This is a genomic window from Pseudomonas sp. ASL8, from assembly GCF_056680355.1.
In genome coordinates, this window is record NZ_CM155278.1 from 2,077,228 (window position 1) to 2,093,660 (window position 16,433).

Below are 16,433 nucleotides of genomic sequence, written 5' to 3' on the forward strand. Positions count from 1 at the left end.
CTATCGGGGGAACGGTTCAGCCTTTGCTCAGCCCGGCATACAGCGCCGGCCGTCGGTCCTTGAAGTAGCTGTTGATCGCGCGTGAGTCGTCCATCAACTGGCGGTTCAGCGTGCCAATGATCAACGTTTCATCCTGCGCCGCTTGAGCGATTCGGCTGCCATCGGGCGCAGCGATGCTGCTCAGGCCGCAGTAGTGGATGTCGCCTTCGTTGCCGCAGTAATTGGCGTAGGCCACATAGCATTGGTTTTCGAACGCGCGGGCACGAACGGTGACCTCGGCAATGAAATCGTAGGGCGCCATGTTCGCGGTCGGCACCAGAATCAGATCGGCGCCGGCCAAGGCCAAACGCCGTGCATTTTCCGGGAACTCCAGGTCGTAGCAAATCAGCAGGCCGAGACGCCAGCCATTCAATTCAACCACCGGGAAATCATCGCCGCCGACGGTGAACATCGACTTATCCAGCTCACCGTAAAGATGGGTCTTACGGTAGTGACAGACGCTCCTGCCCTGGGCGTCTATCAGTTGTACGGCGTTGTAAATCTGCGCATCGCTGGAACGTTCCGGGTAGCCATACAAAATGGCAATCCCCACCGCCTGAGCGATGGCCGCCACCTGCCCGGCCGAGTGACCGTCACGGGTCTCGGCCAGCGAAAACGCAGCGGCCGCGCCGATGTTGTAACCGGTCAGGAACATCTCCGGGCAGACCAACAGGTCTGCCCCTTGTGCTGCGGCTTCAGACGCCCGTTGCGCCAGGCGATGCAGGTTGCCGCTGACATTCAGCGGCAGCGGCGGGCATTGATACAGGGCGATGCGCATGTCCGTGTTTTCCTCTCAGTCAGCGAGCGCGATAGGCCCGATTTCGTGGAACACATCGCCCGGGCCCGGGTTCTCTGGATGGGTACTGCCGCCAAAGTGATTCATGATGCCCCACACCGCATTCAATGAAGTCTGAACTGCGCCTTCAACCCAGGCAGGTGTCCACGACACGTCGTCCCCAGCGATGAAAATCCCGCGTTGTTCGCTCGGCATGTCCTGCTGCATGAAGTGCGCGTACATGCGCTGGTTATAGCGGTAATGCCCTGGCAATGCGCCTTTGAACGCCCCGAGGAAATGCGGGTCCGCTTCCCATGAGACGGTGATCGGGTCGCCAATAATGCGCGCGGCAATGTCGACCTTCGGATAGATTTTCTTCAGTGCGTCCAGCGCCAGCTTCACCCGCTTCTCGATGGGCTGCGGGAGCATCTTCAGCGCGTCGCTCATCCATGAATAGGACAGGCAAATCACCCCCGGTTTGTCGTCGCCGTTATCAAACAGATACGTACCGCGCGTGAGTCGGTCGGTGAGGGTCATGCTCATCAGGTCGCGACCGGTTTCAGGGTCTTTGTCCTTCCAGAACGGGCGGTCAACCATGACGAACGTTTTTGACGATTGCATGTAGCGCGTGCGGTCGAGTGCCATCCACATCTTCTGCGAGAACAACGACTCTTCGCACTCGATCTGGGTGGTCAGCAGCCAGCTTTGGCAGGTGGTCAGCACCGCTGCGTAGTGGCGGGTGTCGCCCCAGTTATCGGTGACTGCGAAGCGGCCATCGTCAGCGCGGGCGATGCGTTTGACCCCGGTGCGCGCTGCTCCGTGATGCAACGACGAGAGGCTGGTGCCTTCTGGCCAATGGGCGCAGCGTTCCGGCACATGGCGCCAGATACCCAGCGGCACTTGTTCTACACCGCCGACGATCAGGTGTTGGTGATCGTCGCAGTTGGTCATCACGACGCGGAAAATTTCCAGCATCGAGTTGGGGAAGTCCGAGTCCCAGCCGCCGGTACCGAAGCCCACTTGGCCGAACACTTCGCGGTGAGTGAAGGACAGTTTGGCGAAGGCTTTGGAGGTGGCGACGAAATCGTAAAACGTGCGGTCATCCCACAGCGGCACGAGGGTGTTCCACAGCTCTTTCAGGCGCGGCACATCGCGGTCACGGATGGCTTGCTGAATGTCGGCGAATTGCGAGCCCGCTTCCAGCGCATCGGCCCAGGCGTCGGCCACTTCCTGAAACAGAGCCGGAAGGTCCGACAATTGCTGTGCGTAATACGTGGTGCCTTCCAGGTCGATAACCGTGCTGCCGGACGCGGGGGTCAGCGGGTTAGGGAAGGGTTTTGATTCGAGGCCGAGCTTGTCGACATAGTGATAAAACGCCGTGGACGACACCGGGAAACGCATCCCACCCAGTTCGGCGATGATCCCTTCCGTGCCTTCAAACGCCTGCGAGCGCAAACGACCGCCCATCTTCGAAGCTTCGTACACCACGGGCTTGAGGCCGAGCTTCATCAGCTCATAGGCCGCGACCAGACCTGCGATGCCAGCGCCGACAATCGCCACTTCCGTGCCATGGTTCTCGGCCGGAATACTGCCTAGCCCGGCTGGATGCTCGATCCAGTCGTCGAAGGCGAAAGGAAAATCCGGGCCGAAAATAGTGATCGGTTTTTTACCGTCTGCAGGATGGCGATTATTATTCATGACTGACCTTGCTCGACTAGGGTGCAAAAGAATCAGTCTAGATAAGAGTCAGCACGTTAATAAGACGCAATGTGTCGTCGTTTTGCAGCTTTATACTTCAATATGACGAAATATCTGATCATATTGTCAGGCGCCCCTGGTTTTGTGGACGCGAACTCATTAGCGAAGACACTTGCCTCTGTCCCAGACGCTAAACCGGTTGCCCGCGATCAACCTTGCTACTGAGGATGATCGAGGTTGTGGTCTTCTCCACCCCATCGACGCTGCCAATCAAATCCAGCAACTGATCGAGCTGCTCGGGGGAGTCAGTGCGCAGCCACGCCACGTAATCGAATTCGCCGCTTACCGCACACAGCTGCTGCACCTGAGCCATGGTGCTGAGGCGACGAACGACTTCTTTGCCCGAGCGCGGCTGCACGGTAATGCCGACATACGCCTGCAACCCGCCATCTACCACGCGTTGACTCAGGCGCACACCGTAACCGGTGATGACCTTGGCTTTTTCCAGTCGGGCCAGGCGTGACGTCACCGTGGTTCTGGCAATCCCCAAATGCCGGGCAAGCATCGCGACGCTTTCGCGCGCGTTGATCTGCAGGGCTGCAATCAATTGGCGGTCGATTTCGTCAAGGGCGGGTGGGCGGCTATCGGGCAAGGTCATCTCCTTCAGTACGGCGAGCATGTTACCTGCTCCGAGCGCAATTAGCCGCCGCAGCGATACTTGGTTATTATCCTGTTTTATGGCAGTTTGATATTGATTTGTGCTCCCTTGTTTCGAGACATCGAAATGAGAATGTCCTGACGTTCAGTACCGTCCAAGGTTCAGAATAAATGCAAGGCTCCGCCGCTCTTTCACCTGCAACTTCGCCAACGGATCCGTTGCTGGCGCCTGTTCGCGCGCAAAAAAAACGCCTTGTATGGGCTGCTGCCATTGGTAATGGTCTGGTGACCTATGACTTCACGGTCTACAGTTTTTCCGCAATGACCATCGGCAAGTTGTTCTTCCCCTCCGACAGCGCGCTTGCATCGCTGCTAATGGCACTGCTCACCTTTGGTGCCGGGTTCGCGATGCGGCCTATTGGCGCGTTGGTTATTGGCAATCTGGCAGACCGCAAAGGACGCAAGGCAGGGCTCACCTTGTCCATCGTGTTGATGACGCTGGCCACAGGCATAATCGCATGTGCGCCGACCTACAGCTCCATAGGCGTGGCGTCCATGCTGCTTATTGTTTGTGGGCGGTTGTTGCAGGGGTTCGCAGCCGGGGGCGAGATTGGCGTCTCTTCTGTTGTATTGATGGAGCTGGCTGCCAAGGGGCGCCGCTGTTATGTGGTCAGTTGGCGCTCGGCCAGCCAAGCGGCAGCGGCACTGGCGGGTGCGCTGGTCGGGGCGTGTACAACGGCGATGATGACCCCTGAGGCGTTGCATCAATGGGGTTGGCGCATTCCGTTCATTTTGGGAATGCTGATCGGGCCAGTCGGGTGGTATATCCGTCGCAACATGGAAAATACCCCCATGAAAAGCCCTCACCGGTCATCGGTGAAGGCCATGCTGGCGCAGCATGCTCGTACGCTAGGGTTGGGGATACTGTTGATGGCCGCGCCCACGGCGGGTATCTATCTCATGGTGTATTACATGCCTATCTATCTGGTCGGCACCTTGCATATGCTGCCGATGGTCAGCCTGCTCTCAGCTTGCCTTTCAAGTACGCTGATTTTTATCGGCGTGCCGCTGATGGCACGCGTCGCCGACCGGCAACGCCTGCGTAAGCCGATTCAGTACGCGACGATCATCAGTAGCATCGTGCTGGTGTACCCGGCTTTCCTTCTGTTGACCCGAGGGATCGGCGAGGTATCTTCATTGCTGGTTATCGGCGGCTATTCGGCGTTGTTGCTGTGCGGTAACGCTGCAACTACCGTGATGATACTGGAAGCGTTCCCTCGCCATCATCGGGCGACCGGTGTCTCGATGATCTACAGCTTGGGTACGACAATTTTTGGCGCTTTTTGCCCCTTTATCGTCACCTGGCTGATTGGCGTAACCGGTAACCCAATGGTGCCCGCGTGGTATTTGTTGGCAGCTTTGAGCATCAGTTTGTTCGCGCTGGTCCGGTTTCCAGGCAACCAGGAGCAATTACGACTCCAGCATGCAGGCGCTCTGTAACGCCGTGACCCGCAGTTCTTGTGGTGTCATCCCGTAGGTCCGACGGAAGGCTCGGGTAAAATCCGAAGCGCTCTTGAAGCCCAGCCCGTAAGCGATCCCGGCCACGGGCAGGTTCGGGAAGTTGACCAACTCATCGACGGCCTCGCGCAGCCTGCAATTGCGGATATAGGCGCCAAGACCGCCCTCGTGCTCGAACAGGCGATAAATTGTAGAACGAGGCAGTTGCAATGCCTCGATCAACGTTTCCGGGGTCAGCGTCCCACGGTGGAGGTTGGTCTGAACATAGCGGCGCGCCTTGTCGAACATGGCCGCGAGCACCGCTGCGCGCGCATTGCCACTGAGTTTTGCCTGTTTACCAAAAGCGCCAAGCAGAAGCTGGACGCTGGTGTCGAAGGCACTGCTCGCCTCGGCCGCACTCATGAGGTGCAGTTTTTGGGAAAGCGCGTCCGCGTGCTCTATAAGCAGGCAGGCCAGGGGCGATGTATTTTCAAGCACCCGGCCATGGATCGACTCTGCGTGGGGAAAGGCGGCGTCCACGATCGCCCTGGGCACGAACAACGTCAGTACCCTGCATGCCCCACGCTGCATGCGCACCGGTTGATTGAGGTCCAGCGCAAGAACACTGGCCGAAGAATGCGCTTTGCGACGAGGTAGGCTGATCCCCTCGATGGACTCGTTCCCCCCCCTCGTGAAAACATGGAAAACATAATCGCGATGGTTGTCCGTGGAAATGCGCGCCACCGAGCGTTCGAGTAACAAGGCGTCGGAGAGACAGTCGGTAAAGCGTCGTGGTCCAATGTCGTAACGGTCGATTGACGCATTGAAGGGGTTTTCGACTTGCGTCAACGAGGGTACGACATCAATGACATGACTGACCCGATCCCGCCATGCCAGCAACTGCTGTTGCGGTAACTTCCCCGTCACATTGAAGTGTTTATGGGTAACTTCACTCGCGGGCGAAAGACTGCCTTGCAGGTTTCTAGTTATTACGCTGACCATTCCATCATTCCCGCCAAGGCGTCAGTACCCACACAGCTTGAGTGGGCAACCTGCATGATCTGCAAAAACAGTTCCAAGTCTGAGACGCGCGGTCAAGTCTCTGCGCAATCCCACAAAAACTATGGCTAACCCAGTTGTGATTCAAGGAAGAGTACTGTCCTGACTGGATGATCCCGAAGACACAACGGCTTCATTGCTACAACAATGGGTATCTAGTCTTCACATTGAATTTTAACTTATGTTAATAGGCGCTATCAATGTGCCATTATTGCGGCGCCATTAGTTTGTCTCGATGAGTGGAGAACTGCGGTTGCGGCGAATTATCTGAAACATTTAGTAAAAAAATTCAAAAACTGAGACGCACGGTCAAGACCCCTCCGAAAGATCACGGACAATCCCGCAAAAATAACTGCCAACCCAGTTGTGATTCAGGGGTGGGGGCTGTGCTGCATGGCTGATCCCCAAAATCGCAACGACCTTCTTGCTACAACAAAACTTTTTCGGGGAGTACCACATGCACGCGTTTAAACACCATCCATCACGAACGCCAGGCCAATTGACGATCCTGGCCATCGCCATCGCTTCGACACTGGTAATTGGACAGGCTCAGGCTGTGGTTCCTGATCCCAATCAGCTGGGCACTACCAACAACGGCGATGTCACCTTGCTGAATAACTCAACCAGCGTCAGTGGCGGTTCTACTGGTTTTATGAACACAAGCGGCACCATAGGCACGCTGAATAACAGCGGTACCATCAGCGGTTACAATACGGGTATTAACAACCGGGGCACCATTACCTCGCTGAACAATTCCACCATTGGCAGCATCAGTAGTACCAGTGGCGGCAATGGCATTAACAACAATGGCACCCTGGGCACGCTGAGCAACAGCGGCAGCATTGACGGCAACATTGGCATCTACAACAGGAGCAGTGGCCATATAGGTACGCTGGGTATGCCGGACAGTGGCATTATCAATAGTCTCGCTATTCATGGCGGCTGGGTGGGTGTTTACAATGATGGCGCCATCACCGCACTGAATAACACTGTCGACGGGACCATCAGTGGTGGTCAAGCTGGGATTTACAACAACGGCAACATAGACACACTTACCAACAGTGGCCATATAAACAATACGTTAACCAGTAGCTCTCGCGGCACTGGGATTTCCAACGGAGGCACCATAGGGATACTCACCAATAACGGCATTGTTAACGGTAGTTGGGCGGGGATTAGCAATGGTGGCACCCTCACCACGCTGAACAACGCTATCGGCGGCACCATCAGTGGCGGCAGCTTTGGTATTTACAACCAAGGCAATATAGACACGTTGAACAATGCCATAAACAGCAGCATCATTGGCAGCGACCATGGTATTCAAAACTATGGGACTATCACTGCGCTAAACAACAGTGGCACTCTGAATTCTCACTATGACGGTATTGATAATGAGGCCGGCGCCACGATTGGTACGTTAACCAATGATGGCGTCATTAGTGGCGATTACTATCAGGGCATTTATAACCAAGGTACCATCAGCTCGCTGGTCAATCGCGGCACCATCAGTAGCAGCAGTTGGGTGGGTATTAATAATGTCGCGGGCACTGCTGGCGCGGTCACCATTGATACATTGAGTAATGGCGGTACCATCAGTGGTGGTAGTGTTGGCATTTCCAACACTTACAGCACCCGTAATGGCGTTGCTTACTCTGGCACTATCGGCACACTGAACAACAGCGGCACCATCAGTGGTCACTACAACTCGGGCATTGAAAACTCTGGCACCATCAACTCGCTGAACAACGCTATCGGCGGCACCATCAGTGGCGGGGGAAGGGGCATTGAAAATAATGCAGGCACCAATAGTGGCGTTGCTTACTCTGGCACCATTGGCACACTGAACAATAGCGGCACCATCAGCGGTGGCCAATATGGTATTTACAACAATGGCGGCATTGGTGCACTGAACAACAGCGGTCTTATCACGGGGCCTATATACGCTATTGATAATGAGTCAAACGCCACCCTAGGCACCGTCACCAACTCCGGCACTATCGCTGGTACGATCCTCAATAACTCGACGCAAGACCTGAAAATCAACGGTGGAAGCGGCTCCACCTTTGGCCGGCTCACCGGTTCACTGCTTGACGTCAATACAAATAGTTATGGCACCGGGGCAGATAATATTGGCCTGATCACCAATGCCAACTCGAACTTGATTTTTGCCGCTGGCAACCAACTGCTCAACGACACTATTGATGTCGGTGCATTTGCCGTATCTAACACGGGATCCACGCTGCAAGTTAACAACTCGATCGCTATCACCGGCAATTACAACCAGGGCGCTAACGCCAGCTTGATCCTTGGGGTAGGCAGCAATGCAGTCACCACCGGTGATATCGCTACCGATGCCGGTTACGGTCGCTTGGTGGTGTCCGGTAGCGCGAATATCGATTCGGGTTCCTCGGTGGGGTTGAAGCAGCTGGGCTCGTATGGTTTTGCTCAAGGCCAGCGCTATGTCGTGGTTCAGGCCAATACGGCCGGCACCAACTATAACGCCAGCAGCCTGCATTACACGGCCGCGGGTTATAACGTGGCGGGTAGCAGTGTGGTCAACGGTAGCAATACCGACTTGCTGCTGACTGTGGGCAGTGCGATACCGGTCATCACACCGGTATTGCCGCCAGTGACGCCACCAGTGACGCCACCGAGCGAACCGTCTTATGCCCCAATCAATCAGGCGACCAGCACGGGTGGTACCGCAACCTTGGCCGGACTGTTCAATTACAGCGGCTATGATGCCGGCGTGATGAACCTGTTCAACGCCGCTGCCGCGCTTGACTCTCCTGCTGCGGGTAACCGCGCTGGCGCCCAGTTGAGCCCGACCGCGACCCTGTCGGCGGCCACTCAGGCGTCTACCGCTTCCACCGTGCAAGTGCTGAATGTCACCACTGCGCACGTTGATGGCCTGCGCACCGCACAGAATGGTAATAACGGCAGCGGTATCGCCACCGGCGAAAGCGCCAGCAGCACCGGCCTGTGGGGCCAAGGCTTCGGCGGCACTTCTCGTTTGGGTGAGCGCGACGATGTCGCGGGCTACCACGCTCATTACAGCGGCATGTTGCTCGGTGCGGATGCCGCGCTGAACGACAGCTGGCGTGCGGGTGGTGTGTTCAGCTACACCAAAACTACAGTAAACAACGACGGCAACAACTCCGGCAGCTCTGCCGATGTGAAGTCTTACGGTCTGTTCGGCTACGCCAGCTACACCGGCAGCCCTTGGTATGTGGACATGTCGCTCGGTGCGATTCAGCACCAATACGACACCACGCGTGAAGTCAGCTTCCCCGGCTTTACCAGCACCGCCAAAGGCCAACACGATGGCATGCAGTACATCGCCTCGGTATTGGCCGGTTACCCGATCGATCTTGGCTCGAAGATGGCCAACACCGTGCTGACGCCGATTGCCGGCTTGACCTACAGCACCCTGCGCCAGGACAGCTACACCGAGAAAAATGGCGACGGCGCAGCGTTGAGCGTCAACTCCGACAATATCGGTTCGCTGAAGAGCGACCTGGGTGCCAAGCTGGAGCGCTCCTTCGGCACGCCATACGGCAACGTAGTGCCATCGGCGCAATTGACCTGGCGTCATGAGTACCATGACAAAGGCCTGCAGTCGGTTTCCAACTATGCGGCCGATACTTCGGGTGCCACCAGCTTCACCACCACGGGTGCGAAAACCATCGCCGACACCGGCGTATTGGCCCTTGGCGTGACGTTGATGCGCAGCCAGAACCTGAGCGTCGGGGCGAAGTACACCCTTGAAGCGGCTAGCGGTTACGCCGCCAACACCGGCGATGTGCAGGTGCGTTGGGACTTCTAATCCGGTAAAGGCTGTTTAGCGGTTAACGCCCACTTTGCTGTCAGGGGAAGTGGGCGTTTTAGGTTCTGAGTGGCAGCAAATGCTAAACCTCTGCGCGAGCATCCTTAATAGAAGGCCTGCATGAATGGTGGATTCAGCCGTTAGTTTTTGACCTTTCTGGTTCTCGGTGCATGAAAAATAGGTTCAGCACCGAGACATAGAGTCAAGTCGACCCCATATATATGGCACAATGCCATATCCATAATTGCAAGCTAGATCGCGATCCAAGGGAATGTTGCGTGCTGCATGACTGTTCCCGAAAAGTCGCAATGACGCTCTTGCTACAACAATACTTTTTGGGAAACACCGCATGCACTCGTTTAGGCACCACCCATCACGAACGCCAGGGCGTTTGACGATCCTGGCCATCGCTATCGCTTCGACACTGGTGGTGGGACAGGTTCATGCGGATAGTACATATGGCATTGACAACAGAGACACCATCACCTCACTGAACAACCTTAACGGCGGCACCATTAGTGGCACCCGTACCGGGATTAACAACAGTGGCAGCATCGGCACGCTCAGCAACAGCGGGAGCATCTTGGGCGGTATTGGCGGTATTGTCAGCCAAGGCAACATCGCTTCGCTGAGCAACAGTGGGAGCATCTCGGGCGGTCTTATCGGTATCGGTATTGGCAGGATACCCTCCAGCACCAACACCGTGCAGACCCCTGCCAGCAGCATGACCATCGGTACGCTGAGCAACAGTGGGAGCATCTCGGGCAGTCTTATCGGTATTGCCAGCCAAGGCAACATCGCGTTGCTGAGCAACACTGCCGGCGGTACCATCAGTGGCTATTATGCCGGCATTTACAATGACACCCCCGGCATCATCACTTCGCTGAACAACCTTGGCGGCGGCGTCATCAGCGGCAGCCACACTGCTGCGGTTTACAACTACGGCAGCATTGGCACCCTGAATAACAGTGGGAACATCACGGGCATTGCCGGGGCCCCCTTTGCCAAGACCAGTGGCATTTACAATAGATCCACCGGCACGATCACCTCGCTGAACAACGCCATCGGCGGCACCATCAGTGGCGCGGGTATTGGGATTAACAACAACGACGGCCACATTGGCACGCTCAGCAACAGCGGCACCATCAGTGGCGGCCACTCTGGCATTCTCAACAGCGGCAGCATTGGCATACTCAGTAACAGCGGCACTATCAGCGGCGGCAACACTGGAATCGCCAACAGCGGCAGCATTACCACGCTTACCAACAGCGGGAGCATCACGGGCTACAACAGTGCCATTTACAATGCCATCCCCGGCATCATCACTTCGCTGAACAACCTTAGCGGCGGCGTCATCAGCGGTAGCAGTGCGGGGATTTACAACAGCGGCAGCATTAGCATACTCAGCAACAGCGGCACCATCACAGGCGGTGTCAGCTCTGGCATTTTCAACGATGGCAGCATAGGCACGCTAAGCAACAGTGGCCTTATTACCGGTGGCCATACGGGTGTTACGAACATCGGCACCATTACTTCTCTGAGCAACACGAGCGGCGGCACCATCAGTGGCGTGACCCATGGCGTTTCTAACAGTGGCAGCATCGGTGCGCTAAGCAATAGTGGCCTGATAACGTCCGATGGACTCGCCATTGACAACACTGCAACCGGTACCTTGGGTACGATTACCAACTCCGGGACCATCGCGGGCACGATCCAGAATACCGCCGCGCATGACCTGACGATCAACGGCGGCAGCGGCTCCACCTATGGCCTGCTCACTGGCTACAGTGGTGGTACCGGAAGCGATATCGGCCAGATCATCAACACCCACTCCAACCTGATTTTTGCCGCCGGCAATCAATTGCTCAACGAGCATATAGATGTCGGTACGGGTACGGTGTCTAACTCCGGGTCCACCCTGCAAGTTAACAACTCGATCAATATCTCCGGTAATTACTCTCAGAGCGCGAATGCCAGTCTAATCCTCGGGGTGGGCAACAACGCAGTCACCAATACGGGTGTTATCGGCGAAACCGACCGCTATGGTCGCTTGCTGGTGTCCGGTAACGCGAATGTCGCTGCGGGTTCCTCGATCGGTTTGAAACAGCTGGGCACGTATGGCTTTGCCCAAGGCCAGCGGTATGTTGTGGTTCAGGCCAACACTACCGGTACCAACTATAACGCCAGCAACCTTCATTACACCGCAGCGGGTTATAACGTGGCGGGTAGCAGCGTGGTTGATGGCAACAACACTGACTTGCTGCTGACTGTGGGCAGTGCGATACCAGTCATCACGCCGGTTACACCGCCAGAGACGACACCAACGTCTTACGCCCCGATCAATCAGGCGACCAGCACTGGTGGCAGCGCGACCCTGGCCGGACTGTTCAATTACAGCGGCTATGATGCCGGCGTGATGAACCTGTTCAACGCCGCAGCCGCGCTTGACTCTCCTGCTGCGGGTAACCGCGCCGGCGCCCAGTTGAGCCCGACCGCGACCCTGACGGCGGCGACTCAGGCGTCTACTGCTTCCACCGTGCAAGTGCTCAATGTCACCACTGCGCACGTTGATGGCCTGCGCACCGCGCAGAATGGCAATAACGGCAGTGGTATCGCCACCGGCGAAAGCGCCAGCAGCACAGGGCTGTGGGGCCAGGGCTTCGGCGGCACTTCTCGTTTGAGCGAGCGCGATGATGTCGCGGGCTACCACGCCCATTACAGCGGTATGTTGCTGGGTGCGGACGCTGCACTGAACGACAGCTGGCGTGCGGGCGGTGTGTTCAGCTACACCAAAACCACCGTGAACAACGACGGCAACAACTCGGGCAGCTCTGCCGATGTGAAGTCTTATGGTCTGTTCGGCTACGCCAGCTACACCGGCAGCCCTTGGTATGTCGATATGTCGCTCGGTGCGGTTCAGCACCAATACGACACCACGCGTGAAGTCAGCTTCCCCGGCTTTAGCAGCACCGCCAAAGGCCAACACGATGGCATGCAGTACATCGCCTCGGTATTGGCCGGTTACCCGATCGATCTCGGCTCGACGATGGCCAACACCATTCTGACGCCGATTGCGGGCTTGACCTACAGCACTCTGCGTCAGGACAGCTATACCGAGAAAAATGGCGACGGCGCAGCGTTGAGTGTCAACGCCGACAATATCGGTTCGCTGAAGAGCGACCTGGGCGCGAATCTGGAACGTTCCTTCGGTACGCCATACGGCAACGTAGTGCCATCGGCGCAACTGACTTGGCGTCATGAGTACCACGACAAAGGCCTGCAATCGGTTGCCAACTATGCGGCCGATACTTCGGGCGCCACCAGCTTCACCACCACGGGTGCGAAAACCATCGCCGACACCGGCGTATTGGCCCTTGGCGTGACGTTGATGCGCAGCCAGAACCTGAGCGTCGGGGCGAAGTACACCCTTGAAGCGGCCAGTGGTTACGCCGCCAACACCGGCGATGTGCAGGTGCGTTGGGACTTCTGATCCGTTAAGTCTCGTTGAACCGTGAACTAACGCCCACCTCCCTGTCAGGGGAAGTGGGCGTTTTAGGTTCTGAGTGGCCCTTTGCAGGAAAAATAGATTCAACGCTGAGATATAGATCGAGTCTGTCCTACAAATAAGTGGCACACTGCCATACATATAGTTGCAAGCAAGATGGCGATCCGAGGGAATGTGTCGTGCTGCATGACTGTTCCCGATAATCGCGAAACCCTTTGCAGCATCAGCGACGCTTTTCCGGGGAACACTGCATGAACTCGTTTAACCACCACCCATCACGAATACCAGGCCGTTTGACGATCCTGGCCATCGCCATTGCTTCCACACTGGTGGTTGGACAGGTTCAGGCGGATACGATGGGGGCGACCAACAGCGGCAACGTCACCTTGCTGGAAAACTCAGCCACCTTCATTGGCGGTACTGCTGGGTTTGTGAACACAAGCGGCACCATAGACACGCTGAATAACAGTGGCAGCATCAGTGGTTCCAATACGGGTATTAACAACCAGGGCACCATTCTCTCACTGAACAATTCCACCGCTGGCCGCATCAGCAGTAGCAGTAGCGGCATTAGCATTAACAACAATGGCACCATAGGCGCGCTGAATAACAGCGGCAGCATCAGTAGTGCCAATGAGGGTATTAACAATCAGGGTACCATTGTCTCGCTAAACAATTCCACCGCTGGTAGCATCAGCAGTACCAGTAACGGCAATGGCATTAACAATAACAACAATGGCGCCATAGGCACGCTGAGTAACAGCGGCAGCATTAGCGGTTACAATGCGGGTATTAACAATCAGGGTGCCATTACTACGCTGAACAACAGCGGCACCATCAGTAGTGGTACTAGTTTTGGCTATGGTAATGGTATTAACAACGAAGGTATCATTGACACACTGAACAACAGCGGCACCATCAGTAGTGGTGGCGTTGGGATTGAAAACATAGGCCTGACTAACATACTCACCAACAGCAACCTTATTAGCGGGGGGGTGTTGGGGATTCAGAATTACGGTACCATTACCGCGCTGAATAACGCTATCGGCGGCACCATCAGTGGTGACTACTATTATGGGATTGAAAACAGCGGCCGGATTGACACACTCACCAACAGCGGCCTTATTAAGGGGGTGTGGGCGGGGGTTTACACTTACGGCACCATCACCGCGCTGAACAACACTGTCGGAGGCACCATCAGTGGTGGTGGCGTTGGCATTAACAACAGCGGCCAGATTGACATACTCATCAACAGCGGCCTTATTAACGGTGGTGCAAGGGGGATTCAGAATTACGGCACTATCAGTGCACTGGACAACGCTACCGGCGGTACCATCAGCGGTGGCACCTATGCCATTTACAACAGTTCAAATGCCACCTTGGGTACGGTCACAAACTCCGGCATTATCGCCGGCACGATCCAGAATGATTCCAGCAACGTCCTGACAATCAATGGCGGAAGTGGTTCTACTTTTGGCCTGCTCACCGGGTTCAGTGCCGGCACCGGGATCTCTGATATTGGCCTGCTCACCAATACACACTCCAATCTTGTCTTCGGTTCCGGCAATTTAATTCTCAACGACAATATCGATGTGGGTACATTTGCCGTAGCCAATACAGGCGCCACGTTGCAAGTTAACAACTCGATCAATATCAATGGTAATTACAACCAAGGCACCAACGCCAGCCTGATCCTTGGGGTAGGCAGCAACCCAGTAACCACTACCGGCGTTGCCGGTACCAACGACGGCTATGGTCGCTTGGTGGTGTCCGGTACCGCGAATATTGATTCGGGTTCCACGGTGGGTTTGAAACAGCTGGGCACGTATGGCTTTGCCCAAGGCCAGCGGTATGTTGTGGTTCAAGCCAACACGACCGGCACCAACTATAACGCCAGCACTCTGCATTACACGGCTGCGGGTTATAACGTGGCGGGTGCCACGGTGGTCGGAACCAGTGTGGTCGACGGGAGCCATACTAATTTGCTGCTGACCCTGGGCAGTGCGATACCCATTACACCCATTACACCGCCAGAGACGACACCAACGTCTTACGCCCCGATCAATCAGGCGACCAGCACTGGTGGCAACGCGACCCTGGCCGGACTGTTCAATTATGGCGGCTACAACGCCGGCTTGATGAACCTGTTCAACGCCGGCGCTGCGCTGGATTCCTCGGCAGCCGGTAACCGCGCCGGGGCCCAGTTGAGCCCGACGTCGAACCTGACGGCAGCGACTCAGGCGTCGACTGCGGCTACTGTGCAAGTGCTGGATGTGACCGCCGCGCACATGGATGTTCTGCGCACCTCTCAGATCGGCAGCAGCGGTGTGTCCACTGGCGAAAGCGCCAGCAGCACAGGGCTGTGGGGCCAGGGCTTCGGCGGCACTTCTCGTTTGAGCGAGCGCGATGATGTCGCGGGCTACCACGCCCATTACAGCGGTATGTTGCTGGGTGCGGACGCTGCACTGAACGACAGCTGGCGTGCGGGCGGTGTGTTCAGCTACACCAATAGCAAGGTGAATAACGATGGTGACAACAGCGGCAGTTCTGCCGATGTGAAGTCCTATGGCCTGTTCGGTTACGCCAGCTACACCGGCAGCCCTTGGTATGTGGACATGTCACTCGGTGCGATTCAGCACCAATACGACACCACGCGTGAAATCAATTTCCCTGGCTTTAGCGGCACGGCCAAAGGCCAACACGACGGCATGCAGTACATCGCCTCGGTATTGGCGGGTTACCCGATTGATCTAGGTCCGAAGATGGCCAACATGGTTCTGACACCGATTGCCGGTTTGACCTACAGCACCCTGCGCCAGGACAGCTACACCGAGAAAGATGGCGGCGGCGCAGCGTTGAGCGTCAACGCCGACAATATCGGTTCGCTGAAGAGCGACCTGGGTGCCAAGCTGGAGCGTTCGTTCGGCACGCCATATGGCAACGTAGTGCCATCGGCGCAACTGACCTGGCGTCATGAGTACCACGACAAAGGCCTGCAGTCGGTTTCCAACTATGCGGCCGATACTTCGGGTGCCACCAGCTTCACCACCACGGGTGCGAAAACCATCGCCGACACCGGCGTATTGGCCCTTGGCGTGACGTTGATGCGCAGCCAGAACCTGAGCGTCGGGGCGAAGTACACCCTGGAAGCGGCCAGCGGTTACGCGGCCAACACCGGCGATGTGCAGGTGCGTTGGGACTTCTAATCCGTTAACTTCGGTTTAACGATTAACGTCCACTTTGCTGTCATGGAAAGTGGGCGTTTTGGATTCTGGGCGGCAGTGGACGAAAATCCCCTTGGCCAACAACTGCCGTTGCGCTGATTTATCTGAAGCATTTAGTAAAAATAATTCAAAAACTGAGACGCACGGTCAAGA

Annotated in this window: 8 protein-coding genes; 4 read left to right on the top strand and 4 right to left on the bottom strand. The window is 56.4% G+C overall.

The annotated features are described in order from the left end of the window. Positions 1-16: 16 nt before the first annotated feature. The 3 genes from AC1MEA_RS09395 to AC1MEA_RS09405 form a co-directional block, all read right to left on the bottom strand. Positions 17-817 carry a carbon-nitrogen hydrolase family protein gene (locus AC1MEA_RS09395; RefSeq protein WP_480917537.1) on the bottom strand — a complete coding sequence of 267 codons (801 nt, stop codon included), beginning with the start codon at positions 815-817 and terminating at the stop codon, positions 17-19. Between the two features lie 15 nt (positions 818-832). Then, complete coding sequence (locus AC1MEA_RS09400) at positions 833-2,512, bottom strand: flavin monoamine oxidase family protein (protein WP_219064578.1); 1,680 nt, start codon at positions 2,510-2,512, stop codon at positions 833-835. Positions 2,513-2,702: 190 nt separating this feature from the next. Then, positions 2,703-3,164: an Lrp/AsnC family transcriptional regulator gene (locus tag AC1MEA_RS09405; protein WP_219064584.1), complete on the bottom strand. Its 462-nt coding sequence runs from the start codon at positions 3,162-3,164 to the stop codon at positions 2,703-2,705. A 176-nt stretch (positions 3,165-3,340) separates the two neighbouring features. Between AC1MEA_RS09405 and AC1MEA_RS09410 the strand changes: the two genes are divergently transcribed. After that, positions 3,341-4,669 carry an MFS transporter gene (locus AC1MEA_RS09410; RefSeq protein WP_480917539.1) on the top strand — a complete coding sequence of 443 codons (1,329 nt, stop codon included), beginning with the start codon at positions 3,341-3,343 and terminating at the stop codon, positions 4,667-4,669. On the opposite strand, the gene AC1MEA_RS09415 is transcribed toward AC1MEA_RS09410, so the two are convergent. Next, positions 4,640-5,668: an AraC family transcriptional regulator gene (locus AC1MEA_RS09415; protein WP_480917540.1), complete on the bottom strand. Its 1,029-nt coding sequence runs from the start codon at positions 5,666-5,668 to the stop codon at positions 4,640-4,642. The two genes, AC1MEA_RS09410 and AC1MEA_RS09415, sit on opposite strands and share 30 nt — an antisense overlap. Before the next feature lie 514 nt (positions 5,669-6,182). Between AC1MEA_RS09415 and AC1MEA_RS09420 the strand changes: the two genes are divergently transcribed. The 3 genes from AC1MEA_RS09420 (at position 6,183) to AC1MEA_RS09430 (ending at position 16,262) form a co-directional block, all read left to right on the top strand. Next, complete coding sequence (locus AC1MEA_RS09420; RefSeq protein WP_480917542.1) at positions 6,183-9,551, top strand: autotransporter outer membrane beta-barrel domain-containing protein; 3,369 nt, start codon at positions 6,183-6,185, stop codon at positions 9,549-9,551. Between the two features lie 349 nt (positions 9,552-9,900). Then, positions 9,901-13,041, top strand: a complete 3,141-nt coding sequence (locus AC1MEA_RS09425) for an autotransporter outer membrane beta-barrel domain-containing protein (protein WP_480917543.1) — start codon at positions 9,901-9,903, stop codon at positions 13,039-13,041. Between the two features lie 266 nt (positions 13,042-13,307). Then, entirely contained in the window at positions 13,308-16,262 is a 2,955-nt protein-coding gene (locus AC1MEA_RS09430) for an autotransporter outer membrane beta-barrel domain-containing protein (RefSeq protein WP_480917545.1), read from the top strand. Positions 16,263-16,433: the final 171 nt, after the last annotated feature.

What these genes read in the sequence shown, in the direction of transcription:
- AC1MEA_RS09410 (WP_480917539.1), top strand. Translation starts at nt 3,341, where the DNA reads ATGCAAGGCTCCGCCGCTCTTTCACCTGCAACTTCGCCAACGGATCCG.
- AC1MEA_RS09400 (WP_219064578.1), bottom strand. Translation starts at nt 2,512, where the DNA reads ATGAATAATAATCGCCATCCTGCAGACGGTAAAAAACCGATCACTATT.
- AC1MEA_RS09430 (WP_480917545.1), top strand. Translation starts at nt 13,308, where the DNA reads ATGAACTCGTTTAACCACCACCCATCACGAATACCAGGCCGTTTGACG.
- AC1MEA_RS09425 (WP_480917543.1), top strand. Translation starts at nt 9,901, where the DNA reads ATGCACTCGTTTAGGCACCACCCATCACGAACGCCAGGGCGTTTGACG.
- AC1MEA_RS09415 (WP_480917540.1), bottom strand. Translation starts at nt 5,668, where the DNA reads ATGGTCAGCGTAATAACTAGAAACCTGCAAGGCAGTCTTTCGCCCGCG.
- AC1MEA_RS09395 (WP_480917537.1), bottom strand. Translation starts at nt 817, where the DNA reads ATGCGCATCGCCCTGTATCAATGCCCGCCGCTGCCGCTGAATGTCAGC.
- AC1MEA_RS09420 (WP_480917542.1), top strand. Translation starts at nt 6,183, where the DNA reads ATGCACGCGTTTAAACACCATCCATCACGAACGCCAGGCCAATTGACG.